This window comes from Pontibacter kalidii (genome assembly GCF_026278245.1).
GTDB classification, from domain to species: domain Bacteria; phylum Bacteroidota; class Bacteroidia; order Cytophagales; family Hymenobacteraceae; genus Pontibacter; species Pontibacter kalidii.
Genome location: NZ_CP111079.1, coordinates 2,678,378 through 2,696,246, shown reverse-complemented (window position 1 = coordinate 2,696,246; position 17,869 = coordinate 2,678,378). Strand labels below are relative to the sequence as shown.

Here is a 17,869-nt window from a genome sequence, read left to right as displayed (position 1 = left end):
TTCCGAAGCGACTGCCGGCGACTATTATACTTTACAAAAAAGAGATGGCGCCAAAGTCCCCGGGGCGATGAAACTCCGGGGCGGGAGCCGTTACCGGATTCCAGACCAGAAAGTGGGGCTCCGGCAGATCATCCCCGCATTTATAAAAGTTGCCCCGGGCCTGCAGCCCGGAAAAGTTCTCCAGGCGATGCTCGGTAAACACCGTGGCTGGTATCCGCAGTGTCAGCTCCCAGGCCCGCTCTTTTTGGCCATGGTTGGCTACCTTCAGGTTGGCCAGATGCTCTATTTGTGAGATAGCCTCTACAGCGAGTGGCTTTCTGTCATGCTTCCCCGGCCCATAGCCTACCAGGCAGGTGCCGAGGCAGTTGGCCTCTATGTTGTAGTAAGCGCGCTCTTCTCCAAAAGAGATGAAGAACTCCACGCAAGTGTCTTTGTAGACAGGGTCGTTGATGTTTCTGTAGCGCGCCAGCACTGCCTGCTCCCGTACTTTATACTTGAGCAGCAGGTGACGGCCACTGTGGGCTAGTGTGAATCCCGCTTCTACCTTTTCCCCGCCGGAGGGCCAAGGATCCAGGTCGATGCGCTGCGCGGGGAGCAGGTCAAGCGCCTCCGACACGTCGGAAAGCGGGCTAGAGGGCTTTAGCGCAGGTATAGTAGGAACGACCAGTTGCTTCATCTCCATTACTTTTGTTGTCCGGCTTCGGCTGTTTTGCATAAGGCGGCGGTTTCCTGTACGGTATTGCGTAGCAGCTCCATGTTTTCTTCCAGCACCTCCACCAGCCTGAACTGGGCGCGTGCCCGTTGCAGGTTGTGCTCCGGGAAATGGATCTTGTAGTAGTGGTCCCCGTCGATATAATCGGTCAGGAAGCGCAGCCCCATGATGTAGGGGAGCAGCGTCACGCCGAGTGGCAGCGAGGCGATTTCCTCCTGGGTAAGAAAAGAGCTGGTCTCCTGCAGAAAGCCCTCGGTAAAAGCTTTGAACAGGTTAAAGTCGGCGCTGATCTTGCTCAGGTCCTCCTCATCCTCGGCGGCCTTGTTCACTGTGGTGCGGATGGCATCGCCAAAATCGTAGGCTACGTAGCCCGGCATCACTGTGTCCAGGTCTATCACGCAGAGCGCCTTGTCATACTTGTCGAGCAGCACGTTGTTAAATTTGGTATCGTTGTGCGTGGTGCGGAGGGGAAGCCCGCCCTCGCGGCCCAGCCTGCAGATCGTGCTCATTTGCTCGGCCCGCTGCTGCACAAATTCGATCTCCTGAGGTACCTGCCGTGCCCTGTCTTTGGGGTTGCGTTGTAGCGCTGCCTCAAAAAGACGGAGGCGGCTCTCTACGTTATGGAAATCCGGGATGGAGTCGTGTAGCTGGCTTGTATCCAGGTCTGCCAGCAGGGCCAGGAATTTGCCGAAGGCTTTGCCACCTTCATGGGCCTGCTGCGGAGTCTCCACAATGTCATAGCTGCGCGTGCCGTCCAGCAGCAGGTACACCCTCCAGAAGTTTCCTTCCGCGTCGCGGTAAAAACTTTGCTGCGCATGCGTTGGCACCAGGGTAAGCACCTCCTCGTCGGGCCTGGTACCGGGCATATTCTCCAGTTTCTGACGCAGGTGGCGCGTTACCAGCTCGATGTTGTCCATCAGCAGGGGCACGTTTTTAAAAACGTTGTGGTTGATGCGCTGCAGCAGGTAATCAGGGCTTTCGGGCGTGCCGTTGGTTACGGCATAGGTGTCGTGAATGTGGCCCGAGCCGTAAGAGCGCACGCTGCTAATACTTCCTTCAAGGATAAAGTGGGAGAGTACCTCCCGCAGGTTTGCCTCAGCGTTGGGGTCTTCTTTCATGTGATGCGGTGTAGCGTCTTCCCAAAGGTTTTTAGGGTAAATGTTTGCCTCAATCAGTTCTTTTATTTGCTGGATGGTACCCGCCTTGTCTTCAGGATAGGTCACACCAAACCACTTCTCCGGCGTAGGGATCACCTTTACCCGGGCGGCTCCCGTTGCCAGCATCGCATTGACCACAGAGGGCAGGTAGAACTCGGCTTTCAACTCCTGGCCCTTCTCCTGCAGAAACTCCTTGAGGTACTTGTCAAAGTATGGGAGCACCGAGGGTTTGAAGGCCATCAGGTTCATCGACACGATTTCCTCGCCGGTGAGTTGCCACTGCTGTGTTCCCTCATCTTCTACCGTGATGGCACCGCTTGCAGTACGCGCGATCTTGGTCAGTTCCGTGAGCGATGTCAGGGAGTGGTCCGGGGCAAGGGCGCAGATGCCGCGCGATACGTTGCCGTGCTCGGAGAGGGTGTTGGAGAGCCTGTATCCAATCAGGCCGTACTCGCGTTCGTCGGTGCTGCTCTTCAGGAAATCGGCTGCCCGTTTAAAGGATTCATAGCCGTAAAAGTCATCGGCGTTTATCACGGCAAAGGGTTCCTGCAGCTTGGCTGTGGACACCCAGACGGCGTGTGCCGTTCCCCAAGGCTTGGTGCGGCCTTCGGGCATGCTGTAGCCTGCCGGCAGCATGTCGAGCTCCTGGGAAACGTACTCCACTGCAAGGTCCGCTGGCAGCCTTTCCTGCATGGCAGTTTTAAACGCTTCCTCAATGGATTTGCGGATCACGAACACCACCTTGCCGAAACCGGCTCTCCGCGCATCGTGAATGGAGTACTCAATGATGGTTTCTCCCTGGGGCCCAAAGGCATCTAATTGCTTCAGGCTGCCGTACCGTGTCGCCATACCTGCTGCCAGTATGAGTAAAGTAGGGCTTTTATGCATGTAATGAAGGTTTAGTCTTCTCGGTTAAGTATAATTTTCCCTGTCTGAGCCACAGGCATAAAGCTGCCGGGGAAGGTAGCCTTTTGCGCTGTTTTCAGCTAATATCCTCTATGTTTAGCACATGCAGCCTCACCAAGCCTCCTTCTGAGGGAAGAGGTACGGCCCGTGGGCGTAGCATGTGAAAAGGATGAAAGTTTTTAAAAGTAAACAGGCGTTTGCTACAAAACAAGAAAAAAAGTACATAATGTTTACGAACACGCACAAAATGCGGTCAATAAAACCTGAGGTAGTCTTACTGCAGCACATCAGGTATGGCAGGTGCCCGGTTTAGAGGATTATGAAGGGACGGGCAGGAAATTCATAGCCCCGTTGCGTCATTTTGGAAAGAAAGGGTGGCAGCCGGAGCAGGACTAGCACTTCCGGTTGCTCTCCACGAGCTGCGATTCCACAATAACCTTATAGTACGCTTGCTGCCGCAGGTGCTGTTCCTCGCCTGTAGAGAGCAGGTCCAGCAGGATCTCGGTGGCCTTCTGCCCTTGTTGGTGCGGGAACTGCTCTACTGAGGCAAGCGGGGCGTAATCCATGTACTCGGTCATAGGCAGGTTGGCGTAGCTTACAAACTCCAGGTCCTTATTGATACTTATTCCCAGCCTGCGGGCGTGTTTCTGGGCATAGAGCCATACATAATCGTTGAACGTAACGATGGCTGTGGCTTTGCGCTTGTTTGCCAGCAACTCCTCCAGCGCCTTGATCGTGCCTTCCTCGGTCAGGTCACAGCCTACTACCAGCGAGGGGTCGTACTTGAGCCTGTTCTTCTGCATCGCCTTAATATACCCTTCCCGCCGCTCGGTGCTGGCATAAAGCGTTTCCGGCCCGTTGATCATCCCGATCGCGCGGTGCCCTTTCTTCAGTAAATAAGTTACCGCCTCGATGGTGCCGGTAACCATGCTGCAGGCCACAGAGTGTACACCATTGATTGGCGGGATGCGGTCGAAGAACACCACGGGGATGTTGAACTTGCTCAGGCTGCTGAAGTGCTCAAAGGTAGAAGTGGTTTTGGCCACGGACACCAGCAGGCCGTCCACCCGGTGGTTTTTCATCTTCTCCACTAACTGCTTCTCCGTTTGGGCGTCATCATGCGATTGGGCTAGCAGCACGGTGTAGTTCCGCTTGTAAGCAGTATCCTCTATCGCGCTGATGGCCGAGGAGAAGAATGCCTCCGAGAGCTCCGGCAGTATGACGCCTATCGTGTAGGTTTTGCCCTGCTGGAAGTATACTGCCGTCTGGTTGCGCTCATAGTTAAGCTCTTTTGCCAGCTGCTTTACCTTGGCGCTGGTGGCGGTGCCAATGCTGGGGTGGTCGTGCAGCGCTCTGGAAACGGTGGAGGTAGACACATGAAGTATCTTGGCGATTTCTTTTATCGTGGTAGGTTTCCGTGGCATCTTATAAAGTATAGCAGTTGCTAAAGTTAAGGTTTATACTTTGCAAAGTAAAGTATGGCAGGCGCACAGGTGCTTTGAGGCGTAGTTTAAATTTTTCCAGCCAAATATTTGTGTGTTCGCACACAAAGTGTATATTTGTTAGGCATTAGGTTTTTGCCGCGTAGATATTATCATTGTTAGTTAGTATAGGTGAATGATTGGGGAGCCCCTGCGAAAGCGGGGGCTTTTTCGTTTGTCAGTCCTTCACGCAACGGAAGCCCACATGCTCCAGGCTGCTGTCTTCGGTGCTCTTCATGCGCGCGGCCACCCTGAAGCCGGAGCAGTAGCTGTCGTTGCATAGAAAAGAGCCGCCCCTGATCACCCGCTTCTTAGCGTATGGCTCGTCCGGGTCATGGCTCTCTGCCGGACCGGCGGGGTTGCGCACTCCCGCAGCAGTATGGATTGTGCGGTAGTAACTGCTGTGGTAGTAGTCTGCGCACCACTCCCACACGTTGCCCGCCATATCATACAGGCCATAGCCGTTAGGGGCGTAAGACTTGGCAGGTGCCGTATGGTAGTAGCCGTCCTGCTGCGTATTACTGGTCGGGAAAGTCCCGTTCCAGGTGTTGGCTTTAGGCTTGCCGGAGTTAATGCCCTCGTTTCCCCAAGGATACATCGTGTCTTTTTTGCCCCCGCGTGCGGCCCATTCCCACTCGGCCTCTGTCGGGAGCCTTTTGCCGGCCCATTTGGCATAAGCCTGTGCGTCGTACCAGGAAATATGCACGACAGGGTGGTTTTCTTTGCCCTTTATGCTGCTGCCCGGCCCGTGTGGCTGCCGCCAGTTGGCCTCTTCTTTCCAGGCCCACCAACTGGCAAAGTCATTCAGGTTTACCTGCCCCTGAGGAGACTGGAACACCAGCGAAGCCGCTACCAGCAGGCTTTCGTCCGGCTTGGGCGTGCCGGGAGGGAGCTGCTTTTTTAACTCCTCCCAATCCGGCTTCCGCTCGGCCGTGGTGACGTAGCCGGTAGCTTCCACAAAACGGGCAAACGCAGCGTTGGTCACCTCTGTGGCATCCATCCAGAAACCGTCCACCGTTACCTGGTGCCGGGGCTGCTCATCCGGCCGCGCTTGTTTATCATCTGCCCCCATAATAAAAGTGCCGCCCTCTATCCAAACCATGCCCTCCTTCTGCTCTTTTTCAGACACCTGTTCCCCAGCGGTTTGCCCTTGGGGCGATGATGTACCAAAACGGGAGGGCACAGCGGAAATACAGCAGGAGGAGAGGGAATCCTGCTGCGTGGAGGCGAAGGCTGCTGTGGCGGGCTGCTCTCTAGGCTGCTCCGAGCAGCCGGCAAGTATGGCTGCCACAGCGAAGGCGGTGAGGGGGTGAGGGTATTTCATGAAAGAAAGTTACGAAAGCAATTGAGTCAAAGCAAACGGAATGTAAACGTCCACGCGGCAAACAGAACGGTTTAGGCTTTATGAGCTGGAGGGGTACGCTTATCGGGAGAATTATCAGGCAAGGTGTCCCCTGTAATTATTCCCCCGCAAACGTTTGCTCATTCTTTATAAAATCTTAACAATCAGTTGATACTCTAATCACAAACGCAACTTTGGGGTGCAATGGCAGGAAAGGCCAAAGTATAAAGCCGGGCATGAGTCCTTCGGACATTTATCTTAACTATCACCTGTGTTTTCACCCCAATAGAGGCTATACTTTACTACCTGACACAGCACAACGTGGAGGTAGTTAGTGCACAATTTCCCAGTCGATGCCATGAGGGGCGTGAAAAGGGGAATAGTGTTGAAAAGCCCATGCTTTGGTACTTCCAATCAGACCCAAAACAAACGTTTGTGTGCTTTTAATGGCTTTGCTGGTTAGGTGGTCTCCACGATCAATCCTAAATTAATGATTGCGTTCTCGAACACATATCTATATAAAGCTAAACCATAAGAAGTATGAAACAACATTACAGAGAGGGAAAAGTCCTTCTGGGCAGGAGACTTTACTCGCTACAAAAAAGGTGTACCATGCCCGTACCAGCGTTCTCTTTAGTATTAAGCGCGCTGTTTTTCCTCCTTACCATTCAAACCGGCTACAGCCAAACGCAGCAACGGGTAAGCGGTAAAGTAGTGGATGAGCAGAACCAGCCCCTTATCGGGCTGACCGTGGTAGTTAAGAACTCCACCACAGGCACCACCACCAACATGGACGGCGCCTTTACCATTGCTGCTGCGCCCACGGATGTGCTGGTGTTCTCTTACATCGGCTATGAGACGAAGGAAGTAACAGTAGGTAACCAGGCCACCATCAACGTGACCATGAAGCCTGATGCCAAGAGCCTGGAAGAGGTAGTGGTAGTAGGCTATGGCACCCAGAAGCGGGCAGACGTAACCGGTTCGGTGGCCACGGTAGATACCAAGCAACTGACCGACCGGCCTGTTACTTCTGTACAGAACGCCCTGCAGGGGGTAGCCCCTGGTCTTACGGTGATCCAACGACCGGGTGATGTGGGCAGTGTGGGCACGATTACCGTGCGCGGACGTACCAACCTGAGCTCACCCGGGCCAATGATCATTATAGATGGTATCCCGGCCTCCGACACGGAGCTGGCCGCCCTGAACCCGAACGATATTGAGAACATGTCGGTGCTCAAGGATGCCTCCGCCGCCTCCATTTATGGTTCGAGGGCTGCGAACGGCGTGATTGTGGTTACGACCAGGACAGGAAAGAATACCGAGAAAACCACGATCGGCTTTAACGCCAATTATGGCTGGCAATCCCCTACGCGTCTGCCGGAGTATATGGATGCCGTAGGCTATGCCAGGTTCCACAACGAGGCGATGACAAACGCCGGCAAGGCCCCGACCTACACGGATGAGCAGATTCAGAAGCTCGGCAATGGGAGTGACCCGGACATGTACCCCAATACAGACTGGTATGACCTGGTGCTGCGCGAAACAGCACCCCAGAGCGATATCAATCTCAATGTGTCCTCCAGCGGCAAGAACACCAGTTATTACCTGGGCGCGTCCTATTTTAACCAGCAGTCGCTGCTGCCGGGCAAGGACATGGACCGTTACAGCGTAAAACTGAATACCAGCACCGATGTTTTTCCGGAGATACTCAAGATAGGAACCAACATCTCCTTTATCCGCCAGGATTACGATACGGAGGGGGCAGGCTTTAGCTGGACAGAGCTCAACCGCTCGCTTCCGGTGACAGTGGCGCGCCACTCGGACGGAAGCTGGGGCTCAATAAGCGGAGGTTCGGCCAATGCCAACACGGCCGCCAGAAACCAGCTGCGCAAGATAGAGGAGGGCGGCAGTAGCTGGACCCGTAACAACTACTTGCAAACGGCGGCGAACGCCAGCCTGACCCCGCTGAAAGGCCTGACAGTGAACGGCCTCTTCTCTTTAAAATATTCCAACCTGATGAACTGGTCCTTTAACAGCACGATGGACCCGATTGTAGACTTTACAACGAAGCAGCCGATGAGTGCCTCGGCCGTGACGGTGAACCAGATGCAGGAGAACTGGGGCCGCCGTCAGGAAATCCTGACGCAGGGAACGGCCAGCTACGAGCGCACCTTTGGCAAGCACACAGGCAAGGTCATGGTGGGTGCCTCTCAGGAGAGCAACGTGTACCGCACCGCGTTTATGGGCCGCAAGAACTTTCCGAACGATGAGATGACGACGGTTGGCACCGGTTCGGCAAGTCCGGAGAATATTGTGTCAGGCGCCAACAGTACCGCTGAGACGCAGTGGGCGATCCGCTCCTTCTTCGGGCGTGTGAATTATGATTTCCAGAACAAGTACCTATTCGAAGGTACCCTGCGTACCGACTACTCTTCCCGCTTCCACCCCGACCAGCGCGAGGCAGTGTTTCCTTCCTTCTCAGCTGGCTGGAGACTGTCTGAAGAGCCGTTTATCAAAAACATCAGCTGGATCGATAACCTGAAGCTACGCGGCTCGTGGGGTGCGCTGGGCAACCAGGACGTGGTGCCGCCGGGCAACTACTACTCGCTGCTGAGCACGGGCTATGCCTATAACTTCGACGGGAACCCGGTGGATGGGGCCTGGCAAGGCACAGGTGCCAATACGCTGGCAACCTGGGAGAAAGTATACATGACTGACTTCGGTGTGGACTTCTCCATTTTCCGCGGCAAGCTGGATGTAGTGGCCGACTATTACATCAAAAACACAGAGGGTATCCTGATGCAGCTGCCGGTGCTGGCTACTTATGGCCTGGCTGCTCCCTACCGGAACGCAGCCGAGACACGCAACAAAGGCATAGAACTGAACCTGGTGCACAACGGCGCCATCGGGACTGACTTTACCTATACCATTGGGGCTAACTTCTCCAAGATCCAGAACGAGATCGTGAGTCTGGGTGGTGTGGAAGAGCGCATCAACGGTTACTGGATAGAGCGTGTAGGCGAGTCGGTTGGTGCCTTCTACGGGTACCGTGCCGAGGGCCTTTTTGTAAATGAAGAGGACGTGCAGGGGCACGCCTTCCAAAGCGCTGCCACCAAGCCCGGTGATATCAAGTATGCCGACATCAACGGAGACGAGGTAATTGACGCGGCCGACCGTGTGATTCTGGGCAACGACGTGCCGTGGATGACCTATGGCTTTAACGTGGGCGCCTCCTACAAAGGCTTCGACCTGAACGTGATTACGTACGGTGTGGCTGATGTGGACACCTATCTGGAAGCAGAGGCGGCTTACCCGTTCTTCAACGGAGCCAACATCAAGAAAGCCTATGAAAACCGTTGGACGGCTGAGAATCCGGATCCAAACGCGCACTTCCCGCGCACGCTCATCAGTGCCGATGCCTCGCATAACTATAATACATCCTCCTTCTGGCTCTTCAGCGGCGCGTACTTCCGCATCCGGGCCATTACGCTGGGGTATAATATTCCGGAGACAGTGAGCAGCAAGCTGGGCATGCAGACGCTACGCGTGTACGCTACCTCTAATAACCCTTTCACCATCATGGGGGATGAGCGCCTCAGTGACTACGATCCGGAGTTTGGCTCCGGCCGTGGAGGCTACCCGGGCCTGAAAACCTTCTCACTCGGTGTCAACGCCAAATTCTAACATTGATGGCTTCATCATTACCAACACAAGATATCATGAAAAGAAGTATAAAATATCTCACCTATACCGGAGCGCTTGCCGGGCTCCTGCTTACTACTGCCTGCAACGACGATTTTCTGGAGCGGCCGCCGCAGAACCAGATCTCCGACGCGACATTCTGGAAAACGAAGGATGACCTGTCCAAGGCATTGAACGCGGTGTACAGCCAGCTGACAAGAGAAGACATTATTTATGACGACGGCAGCACGGATAACGCCTATGCGCAGTACCCTTGGGAAAGCACAGCCACGGTAGTGTCGGCCGGTACCATCAACACCAACTCCAACGCCGGCTGGGGCTATACCGGCATCCGCCGTGCCAACCAGCTGCTGGAGAACGCCGATAAAATTGAGATGGATGCTGACCTGCGGGAGCGCTTTAAGGCGGAGGCCCGCTTCCTGCGCGCATGGTTCTACTGGGATATGGTGGTGCGGTTTGGCGATGTGCCGCTGGTTACCAGTACGCTGGGTGCCGGCGAAGAGGATGTGCCGCGCACTCCTCGTACGGATGTGGTAAACTTCCTGCTCGCCGAACTGTCTGAGATTGCCGAAACGCTCCCTGTCGTTTATGGGGGAGGGGACTCAAGCGAGAAGGGCAGGGTTACCAAAGGCGCCGCGCTTGCGCTGAAAGCCCGTATTCTGCTCAACGAGGCCAGCCCCCGCTTTAACGCAGGTGACGCCAGCAAATGGAAAGCTGCCGCTGATGCTGCCCAGGAGGTTATGGGACTGGGTTATACGTTGTTTAAGGTAAACGAGGAAACCGACAAGGACCTGGAAGACAATTATGCCACATGGGTTGATTTTGCCGGTGAAGAAGACGAAAAAAGATTCCGTCTGGGCCTGCGCAGCTACGAAAAGCTTTTCCAGCAGCAGTATGAGGGCAACAGTGAGGTGATCCTGGACCACCAGTTTATCATGCAGGTGGATCCGCAGTGGAACAACACTTACCTGCCGCCAAGCGTGCTGAATGGCTGGAGCTCCGTTACCCCCACACAGGACCTGGTGAACGCCTATAGCAACTTTAAGACCGGCGGCCCAGCCAATATACTCGACCCGCAGGTTCGGGCAGATTTATACCTGAGTGAGGATCCTGCCTTTGCCAATGAGTACAAGAACCGCGACCCGCGCTTCTATGCCTCCATCATGTTCAACGGAAACCCCTGGAATGCCCTGGAAGACGATTATACGTTTACCTGGCAGATCGGCGGAAGCAACAACTCCCAGACAGGCTATAACTTCCGCAAGCTGGTAGACCCGCAGGCGCATCGGGAGAACATCGCCAATCACGCCAACATCATCCTGCTGCGCTACGCGGAGGTGCTGCTAAGCTATGCCGAGGCCATGAACGAGTACAGCGGCCCGGATGCGACCGTGTACGCCGCGCTGAATGAGGTGCGCCAAAGAGCTGGCATGCCGCCTGTGGATGAGGCCGTATACAACAGCAAAGAGAGTCTGCGCGAACTGATTCGCAACGAGCGCCGCATCGAGCTGGCCCTGGAGGGGCAGCGCTACATGGATATCCGTCGCTGGGAAATTGCTCCGGAGGTGATGGGGACTATTTACGACATCCGGAACAAACTGGTGCAAACCAGAACCTGGTATGATAAGCTGTACCTGATGCCGGTGCCGCAATCGCAGATTGACCTGAGCGACCAGATTCTGACACAAAACCCTGGTTACTAATCCTCCCTGAAAAGAGTTTTAGCTTAAAATTGAAGTAGTTCAGCGGATGGGAGCCGGAAACGGTTCCCATCCGCTTTTTTTATGCAGCCATACTTTAGTTGATCACTGGGGAGGCAGCATATCGAAGACTGTTGTTTAAACTTGTATTATTTTGAGTTGCCTTCAGAATAGGTTTTTCTGCCGGAGAGCTATCTGTTATATCAGAACCAGAAGGGGTTAGAGACTTTACGGGAAGCTATAAGTGAGGCTTTAACAAACGTTTGCACATATTTTAATCTATAAAAGATTTGTGATTACCGTGGTATTATGATAAGTTAACCCTGGTGTTTACGTGCACATTAAATTATTTTCTAAGTCAAATCCTAAACCACTAACCTTTATGAGAAGTATGAGCAAGATTTACCAAGGAGGTAGGGCGCTTCTTTTTCGGATACCCTATCTGGAAAAGATAAAGGACCTAAAGACCATGCCAGTGCTGCCGGTGCTGCTATGTTTGTTTTGTATTTTTAGTGTGCCTGACATAGCTAATGCCCAGGGGCAACGACAGGTGAGTGGCAGGGTAGTAGATGAGAAAAGCCAGCCGCTGGTCGGGGTAACGGTGGTGGTGAAGAATAGCCCCACGGGAACGGCTACCGGAGCAGATGGTGGTTTTAGCATCACCGCCGCCCCCACAGATATTCTCGTCTTCTCTTATATCGGCTATTTGACGCAGGAGGTACCGGTAGGCAATCAGACCAGCGTCAACTTGACCATGAAGACCGATGCCAAAAGCCTGGAAGAGGTAGTGGTAGTAGGCTACTCCAGTAAGTCCCAGTCCGAACTGGTGAGTTCTGTCTCTGTGGTGAGTGGCCAGGAACTGCGCGACGTGACCACCAACAACACAGCTACCATGCTGCAGGGCAAGGCCTCCGGGGTAACGGTGTCCAGTGCCAGCGGACAGCCGGGGGAGGCACCCAAAGTGCGTATTCGGGGTACGGGATCTATTTCAGCCAGTGCTGATCCTTTGTATGTAGTGGATGGTGTGATTGGCGGCACGGCCAACCCGACAGACATTGAAAGTATAACCGTGCTCAAAGACGCCGCTGCGACAGGCTTATACGGTTCAAGAGCGGCCAACGGCGTGATTGTGATCACCACCAAACGGGGCAAGGCCGGCAAAACCCGGGTATCTTACAATGGCACCACCGGCGTGAGCCAACGCACTACCGGAAACTTTGAGGTAATGGACGGCCAGCAGCTTTTCGATTATACCAACCGGATGTACCAGAACGATTACACCGGCAAGCGCAACAACCATATCGCTACGTTAAGCAAAACAACGCCTAACCCGTCAGAAGCCGATATCAACGCCTATCTGACTTCCAAGAACTTTCCGTTGACCTATGGGGATTTTGCGAGCGGTGTGCTGCCCACGCAGCCCGAAAACACCAACTGGCTGGACGAGGCCTTCCGCACAGGTATCACCAACAACCACCAGCTTTCCGTATCCGGCGGATCGGAGAAAACCAGGTTCTACATCAGCGGCAATTACTTTCAGGAGGAAGGCACGGTGGTAAACACCAACTATGAGCAAACTAACTTCCGGGCTAACATCGACCACGACATCAACGACCACTTCACGATCACGGCCCGGGTGAATACGCAGTTCTCCAACCGCGACAACGATCCTTCGGGCGCCATCTACCAGTCTTTCATCAACATGCCCTGGGATAACCCTTACAATGAGGACGGCACGATCCGGTATGTGGACGCCAACACCGTAGGGTGGTACGGCCGCGACAAGAGCAATTTTCTGTACACCAGCCAGTATAACTACAACCGCAGCCGGGGCCAGTCGTTGGATGGGGACCTGAAACTGGAGTATAGAATTACTGACTGGCTGGCTTTCGCTACCACCAACCGCTACTCCACTGGTAACTCGCGCTATGAGTCGAACAACGACTCGCGCACGCCCGGCGGCAAGGCAAACAATGGCTCTTTGAGCAACTCTTATGGCTATAGCAACAGCTTCCTGACCTCTAACCTGCTGACCGCCGACAGGCAGTTTGGCTCGCATAGTGTGCGCGGTATTCTGGGCGCTGAATACCAGAAGAATTACACCGATGGCATGAACGCTTCGGGGCAGGGCATTTTTCCGGGCCTGGAGGTGCTCGATGCCGTGGCGACGCCGGTGAACATTGGCGGGTATAAGACCGAGAGTAAGTTTATGTCGGGCTTTTTGAATGTGGACTACGACTTTGACAGCCGCTATTTTGCCACCGTTTCTTACCGGCGCGACGGCTCTTCCCGCTTCGGCCGCGACAAGCGCTTCGGCGACTTCTACTCCGTGGGCGCTGCCTGGGCTATCTCCAGCGAAGACTTCTTCCAGGGCTTGACCTCTACCATAAGCCTGCTCAAGCTCAGAAGCAGCTACGGTACCACCGGCAACGCCAACATCGGTGATTTCGAGGCGGTAGACCTGTACCAGTTTAACGTGCAGTATGCTGACCTGCCGGGGGGCTTCCCGCGCCGCCTCGTGAACCCGAACCTGACCTGGGAGAAAGCCCATACCTTTGATGTGGGACTGGAAATCGGCCTGTTCAATAGAGTTGACCTATCGCTGGATTTCTACAACAGAACCAACAAGGGCATCCTGCAGCAGGTGCCGCTTTCCTCGGCCACCGGCTTTTACTGGCAGACCCAGAACATCGGCTCGGTTAGAAACCGCGGCTTGGATATTGAGTTGAGCACTGAGAACCTCCAGGGGGCCTTTGCCTGGGAAACAGACTTTAATATCTCCTTCAACCGCAACAAAGTGCTGGAACTCTACGACGGGCAGCCGATCGACCAGGGCAGCCAGCGTATTGAGGAAGGCAGGGCTATCGGATCCTGGTTTATGCGCGAGTGGAAGGGAGTGGACCCAGCCACCGGCGACCCACTTTGGCTCCTGAAGAAGTATGATGCCAACGGCAACTTTGTGCAGGACACGGTAACCAACTCCTACAACAGCGCCACCAGAGTATACACCGGCACTACAACGCCTAAGTTTGCGGGCGGTATGCGTAATACCTTTGCTTACAAGAACTTCACCTTATCTGCCTTTGTGAATTTTGTGTATGGCAACAAAGTGTACAACTACAACCGCGAGCTTTTCGATGCTGATGGGGCTTATCCTACTTACAACAGCATGGTGCTGCAGGATGGATGGAGCCGCTGGGAGAAAGAAGGCGATGTGGCCACGCATCCGAAGGCGGTGCTAAACGGCAACAAAGCCTCTAACAAAGTCTCCTCACGCTACCTGGAGGATGGCAGCTACCTGCGCCTGCGCAACGTCACGCTGTCTTACAACCTGCCGGAGGCTGTTACCAACCGAATAAAAGCAGAGAACATCCGCGTCTTTGTGAGCGGCGACAACCTGTGGACGCTGACCGACTTCTCTGGTATGGACCCGGAGGTGGACCTGACTTCCGGTTACTCCACCACCCGCTACCCGGGCAGCAAGAAACTTATGTTCGGCGTTAACCTCGACTTTTAATTCTAAAACTACTGAGCCATGAAATTTAAATTCAGAAAGTATATATACCCTGCCATACTTAGTGCAGTAGTGCTTTCGGGTTGTACAGATGACCTGGAAGTACAGCCATACGACGGCCTCACCATTGATCAGACCACCGGCACGCCCGAGGGGTTGAAGGCGGCCACCATCGGCAACTATAACTACATCAAAGACAGTTATTACACCCGTAATTTCCACATGCTGGCCGAGTACCCCAGCGACAACGTGGCCCTGAGCGGCACCACTACCGACCCGCTGTTCTACGCCTACAACTACCAGCACCTCACGTCCATGAGCATCACGGGTAACTTCTTCCGGAAGGCTTACCAGGCGATCTACGGCACCAACGTGGTGATCGAGAAGCTGCAGGAGGGGCAGTCGGCGGAGCTGGACCAGGTGCTGGGCGAGAACTACTTTTTGCGCGCCATGGTGCACTTTGATCTGGTGAACATCTTTGGGCGGCCTTACGCGCAGGATGGGGGAGCCTCGCCGGGGGTGATGATCCGCAACAACACCGACATTAACGACCTGCCGCCGCGCAGCTCCGTGAAGGAAGTGTACGAGTTTGTGATACAGGACCTGGAGAAGGCGGCGAGCCTGATGGGCAGCACGAAGAACAGCAGCTTTGCCTCCAAAGAGGTGGCCCAGGCTCTTTTATCCAGGGTATACTTATACATGGAGAACAACGAGAAGGCCATTGAGTACGCCGACCTGGTGATTAACTCCGGTCGCTATACCTTGCTGCCAACGGCTGATTTGCCGAACTACTTCACCTACGCCAACGAGACCAACCGCGAGACCATCTTTGCCATCAAGCACACGCTGCAGGACGACCAGACCTGGGGCTCGCTTGGTTCCATGTATCTCAACGACGGCATGGGCTACGGCGAGATGTACGCTTCGGAGAGTTACCGCAACCTGATCGATAAATTTGAAGGGGATAAGCGCCGGGAGTTTATCGTGCCGGTGTATGAGAAAAACGCTGACGGCTCTGTTAAAAAAGGAGCAGATGGTAATCCGGTGCTGGCAAGCCGAAACGGCTATCAGAAATACTACATCACCAAGTATTCTTATCAGGAAGGGGTTGTGACGCTTAGCTCGCCAGTATACCTGCGCCTGGCCGAGATGTACCTGAACCGCGCCGAGGCCAATGCCAAATTGGGCAACAACGAGGCGGCACTGGAGGATGTGAACCTGATCCGCAGGAGAGCTGGTTTATCCGGCGAGGCGCTGTTCTCGGCCTCCAACATGATGGGCTATACCTCGGTGCTGGATGTGGTGCTGGACGAACGCCGCCTGGAGCTGGCCTGGGAAGCGCAGCGCAAGTATGACGTGTTCCGCAACAAGCGCACGATGGTTCGCAACTACCCGGGCACGCACCTGCCGTCCGGGTCGAACACGCAGGAGATTCCGTACACCCACCCGCGTGTGGTATACTACATTCCCGAGCAGGAAATTATCCTGAACCCGAAACTGGAGCAGAACCCGTAGTTACTCAAAGTATAAAGTAAATGATGCAGGTGGATAAGCACCCAAAGTATGGGGAGCTTGTCCACCTGTGTTTATGAAGATCATATTTTTAATCCCAAAGTATAAGAATGTACCTTAAGACAAAGTATAAACTCAGCATGGCGTGTATGGCTCTAGTGCTGATGGCCTGTAAGACACCGGTTGCCTCAACATCCAACCTTACCCCAACTGCCACGGAAACCACCGCAGCCAATACCGCTGTCGTGCCGATGGCAGGCAACACTTGGAAATCCACTAAAGAGAAGGCAGGAGGACAAATTGAAGAGCAGGGCATTACCGGCTGGTCTGATCCGCAAGTATACTTTACCACCTACGCCCGGGTAGCCAAACCAGGAACTATGAAAGTATGGCTGAACCTGCGGGTGCCCGAAGGAAAAACCAAACTACAGGTAGAAGCGCTGGGGAAAACAAAGGCGGTATCAGCCCAGGGTAGCACGCTGCAGGAACATTACGTGGGAGAGTGGCAGGTGGCTGATACCGGCTATGTGGCCTTCACCATCAAAGGGATCACCAAAAAGGGAAACGACTTTGCCGACATAGCAAGTATAAAACTAGCCGGGGAGGCCATTGATGCGCAAACGGCCTATGTAAAGAGCAACGAAGGCAACTTCTTTTACTGGGGCCGCCGGGGGCCTTCCGTGCACCTGAACTACCCGCTGCCGGAGAATACAGACGTAGAATGGTTTTACAACGAGCTAACCGTGCCGGAAGGTAATGATGTGATCGGGTCCTACTTTATGGCCAATGGCTTTGCGGAAGGCTACTTCGGCATACAGGTCAACTCTGCATCCGAGCGCCGCATTCTGTTCTCTGTCTGGAGCCCTTTTAACACCGATGATCCTAACAGCATACCTGACGACCAGAAGATAAAGTTGCTCAAGAAGGGAGAGGGCGTCTACACCGGCGAATTTGGCAACGAAGGCTCGGGCGGACAGAGCTTCCTGAAGTATAACTGGAAGCCCGGCACCACCTATAAATTCCTCTTGCAGGGCAAGCCGAGTGGAGACGACCATACCACGTATACCGCCTATTTCTTCGCTCCCGAAAAAAACGAGTGGCTATTGATTGCCAGTTTCCGGCGACCCAAGACATACACCTACCTGAAGCGTACACACTCTTTCCTGGAGAACTTTATCCCGGAGTATGGCGATGTGGAGCGCAAGGTGCTTTTCTCTAACCAGTGGGCACGCGACGTAAAGGGCAACTGGATAGAGCTCAGCAGGGCCCAGTTCACGGCAGACAACACCGCGCGTGTCGGCTACCGGATGGATTATGGCGGCGGGCAATCGGGCAACAGTTTTTACCTGCGCAACTGCGGCTTCTTCAGCGACTACACGCCTATGCGGAGTTGGTTTGAGCGACCTGCCACCGGCAAAGCACCGGAGATTAACTTGGAGAGTTTGTAGCCGGCAACGGGAAGTATAAGCTGGTGTAAAATAAACTGAAAATAGGTGCTCTTACGGGATTTATAGCGCGAGTGTCCTCGCTCATGCTTCGTATAGGAGTGACCTCTGCTACTGTATGAATTATCGTACTGCTGACCATACTGCTGCTCCGGATTTGCAATCCGGAGCTTTTTTAAAAGCGGATTTGTAATCCGCCTTTTTGCTGATAGCTAAAACCTCTGCCTCTGCGGATTACAAATCCGCGGGTCCTATACTTTCGGATTGCAAATCCGAAAGAGCGGAGTTTTAAATTAAGTACATAAAGGTCTCTATCATTCTGTTAAGAAACTTGGTGGAAATAGAGGGCCCCTTCCCCCGGAGGTTAAGCTACTGCTACTGGCCACCAAGATCCTTCC

9 protein-coding genes are annotated in these 17,869 nt (G+C 54.2%); 5 read left to right on the top strand and 4 right to left on the bottom strand.

Annotated elements, in window-relative coordinates:
• Positions 1 to 31: 31 nt before the first annotated feature.
• The 4 genes from OH144_RS11495 to OH144_RS11480 form a co-directional block, all read right to left on the bottom strand.
• Positions 32 to 715 carry a carbohydrate-binding family 9-like protein gene (locus tag OH144_RS11495; RefSeq protein WP_266202384.1) on the bottom strand — a complete coding sequence of 228 codons (684 nt, stop codon included), beginning with the start codon at positions 713 to 715 and terminating at the stop codon, positions 32 to 34.
• Positions 682 to 2,757 carry a phosphotransferase gene (locus tag OH144_RS11490; RefSeq protein WP_266202383.1) on the bottom strand — a complete coding sequence of 692 codons (2,076 nt, stop codon included), beginning with the start codon at positions 2,755 to 2,757 and terminating at the stop codon, positions 682 to 684. Before OH144_RS11490 ends, OH144_RS11495 begins: the two co-directional genes overlap by 34 nt.
• 410 nt (positions 2,758 to 3,167) lie before the next feature.
• Positions 3,168 to 4,199 carry a LacI family DNA-binding transcriptional regulator gene (locus tag OH144_RS11485; RefSeq protein WP_266202382.1) on the bottom strand — a complete coding sequence of 344 codons (1,032 nt, stop codon included), beginning with the start codon at positions 4,197 to 4,199 and terminating at the stop codon, positions 3,168 to 3,170.
• A 235-nt stretch (positions 4,200 to 4,434) separates the two neighbouring features.
• Positions 4,435 to 5,580 carry a formylglycine-generating enzyme family protein gene (locus OH144_RS11480; protein WP_266202381.1) on the bottom strand — a complete coding sequence of 382 codons (1,146 nt, stop codon included), beginning with the start codon at positions 5,578 to 5,580 and terminating at the stop codon, positions 4,435 to 4,437.
• A gap of 630 nt (positions 5,581 to 6,210) precedes the next feature.
• Between OH144_RS11480 and OH144_RS11475 the strand changes: the two genes are divergently transcribed.
• The 5 genes from OH144_RS11475 (at position 6,211) to OH144_RS11455 (ending at position 17,474) form a co-directional block, all read left to right on the top strand.
• Positions 6,211 to 9,282, top strand: a complete 3,072-nt coding sequence (locus tag OH144_RS11475; protein WP_266202380.1) for a SusC/RagA family TonB-linked outer membrane protein — start codon at positions 6,211 to 6,213, stop codon at positions 9,280 to 9,282.
• 35 nt (positions 9,283 to 9,317) lie between these two features.
• Positions 9,318 to 11,003 carry a RagB/SusD family nutrient uptake outer membrane protein gene (locus OH144_RS11470; protein WP_266202379.1) on the top strand — a complete coding sequence of 562 codons (1,686 nt, stop codon included), beginning with the start codon at positions 9,318 to 9,320 and terminating at the stop codon, positions 11,001 to 11,003.
• A gap of 511 nt (positions 11,004 to 11,514) precedes the next feature.
• Complete coding sequence (locus OH144_RS11465; protein ID WP_266202378.1) at positions 11,515 to 14,517, top strand: SusC/RagA family TonB-linked outer membrane protein; 3,003 nt, start codon at positions 11,515 to 11,517, stop codon at positions 14,515 to 14,517.
• Between the two features lie 18 nt (positions 14,518 to 14,535).
• Entirely contained in the window at positions 14,536 to 16,029 is a 1,494-nt protein-coding gene (locus OH144_RS11460) for a RagB/SusD family nutrient uptake outer membrane protein (protein WP_266202377.1), read from the top strand.
• A 107-nt stretch (positions 16,030 to 16,136) separates the two neighbouring features.
• Positions 16,137 to 17,474 (top strand): DUF3472 domain-containing protein, encoded by a 1,338-nt coding sequence (locus tag OH144_RS11455; protein ID WP_266202376.1) that lies wholly within the window; start codon positions 16,137 to 16,139, stop codon positions 17,472 to 17,474.
• Positions 17,475 to 17,869: the final 395 nt, after the last annotated feature.

What these genes read in the sequence shown, in the direction of transcription:
- OH144_RS11495 (WP_266202384.1), bottom strand. Translation starts at nt 715, where the DNA reads ATGCAAAACAGCCGAAGCCGGACAACAAAAGTAATGGAGATGAAGCAA.
- OH144_RS11490 (WP_266202383.1), bottom strand. Translation starts at nt 2,757, where the DNA reads ATGCATAAAAGCCCTACTTTACTCATACTGGCAGCAGGTATGGCGACA.
- OH144_RS11485 (WP_266202382.1), bottom strand. Translation starts at nt 4,199, where the DNA reads ATGCCACGGAAACCTACCACGATAAAAGAAATCGCCAAGATACTTCAT.
- OH144_RS11480 (WP_266202381.1), bottom strand. Translation starts at nt 5,580, where the DNA reads ATGAAATACCCTCACCCCCTCACCGCCTTCGCTGTGGCAGCCATACTT.
- OH144_RS11475 (WP_266202380.1), top strand. Translation starts at nt 6,211, where the DNA reads ATGCCCGTACCAGCGTTCTCTTTAGTATTAAGCGCGCTGTTTTTCCTC.
- OH144_RS11470 (WP_266202379.1), top strand. Translation starts at nt 9,318, where the DNA reads ATGAAAAGAAGTATAAAATATCTCACCTATACCGGAGCGCTTGCCGGG.
- OH144_RS11460 (WP_266202377.1), top strand. Translation starts at nt 14,536, where the DNA reads ATGAAATTTAAATTCAGAAAGTATATATACCCTGCCATACTTAGTGCA.
- OH144_RS11455 (WP_266202376.1), top strand. Translation starts at nt 16,137, where the DNA reads ATGTACCTTAAGACAAAGTATAAACTCAGCATGGCGTGTATGGCTCTA.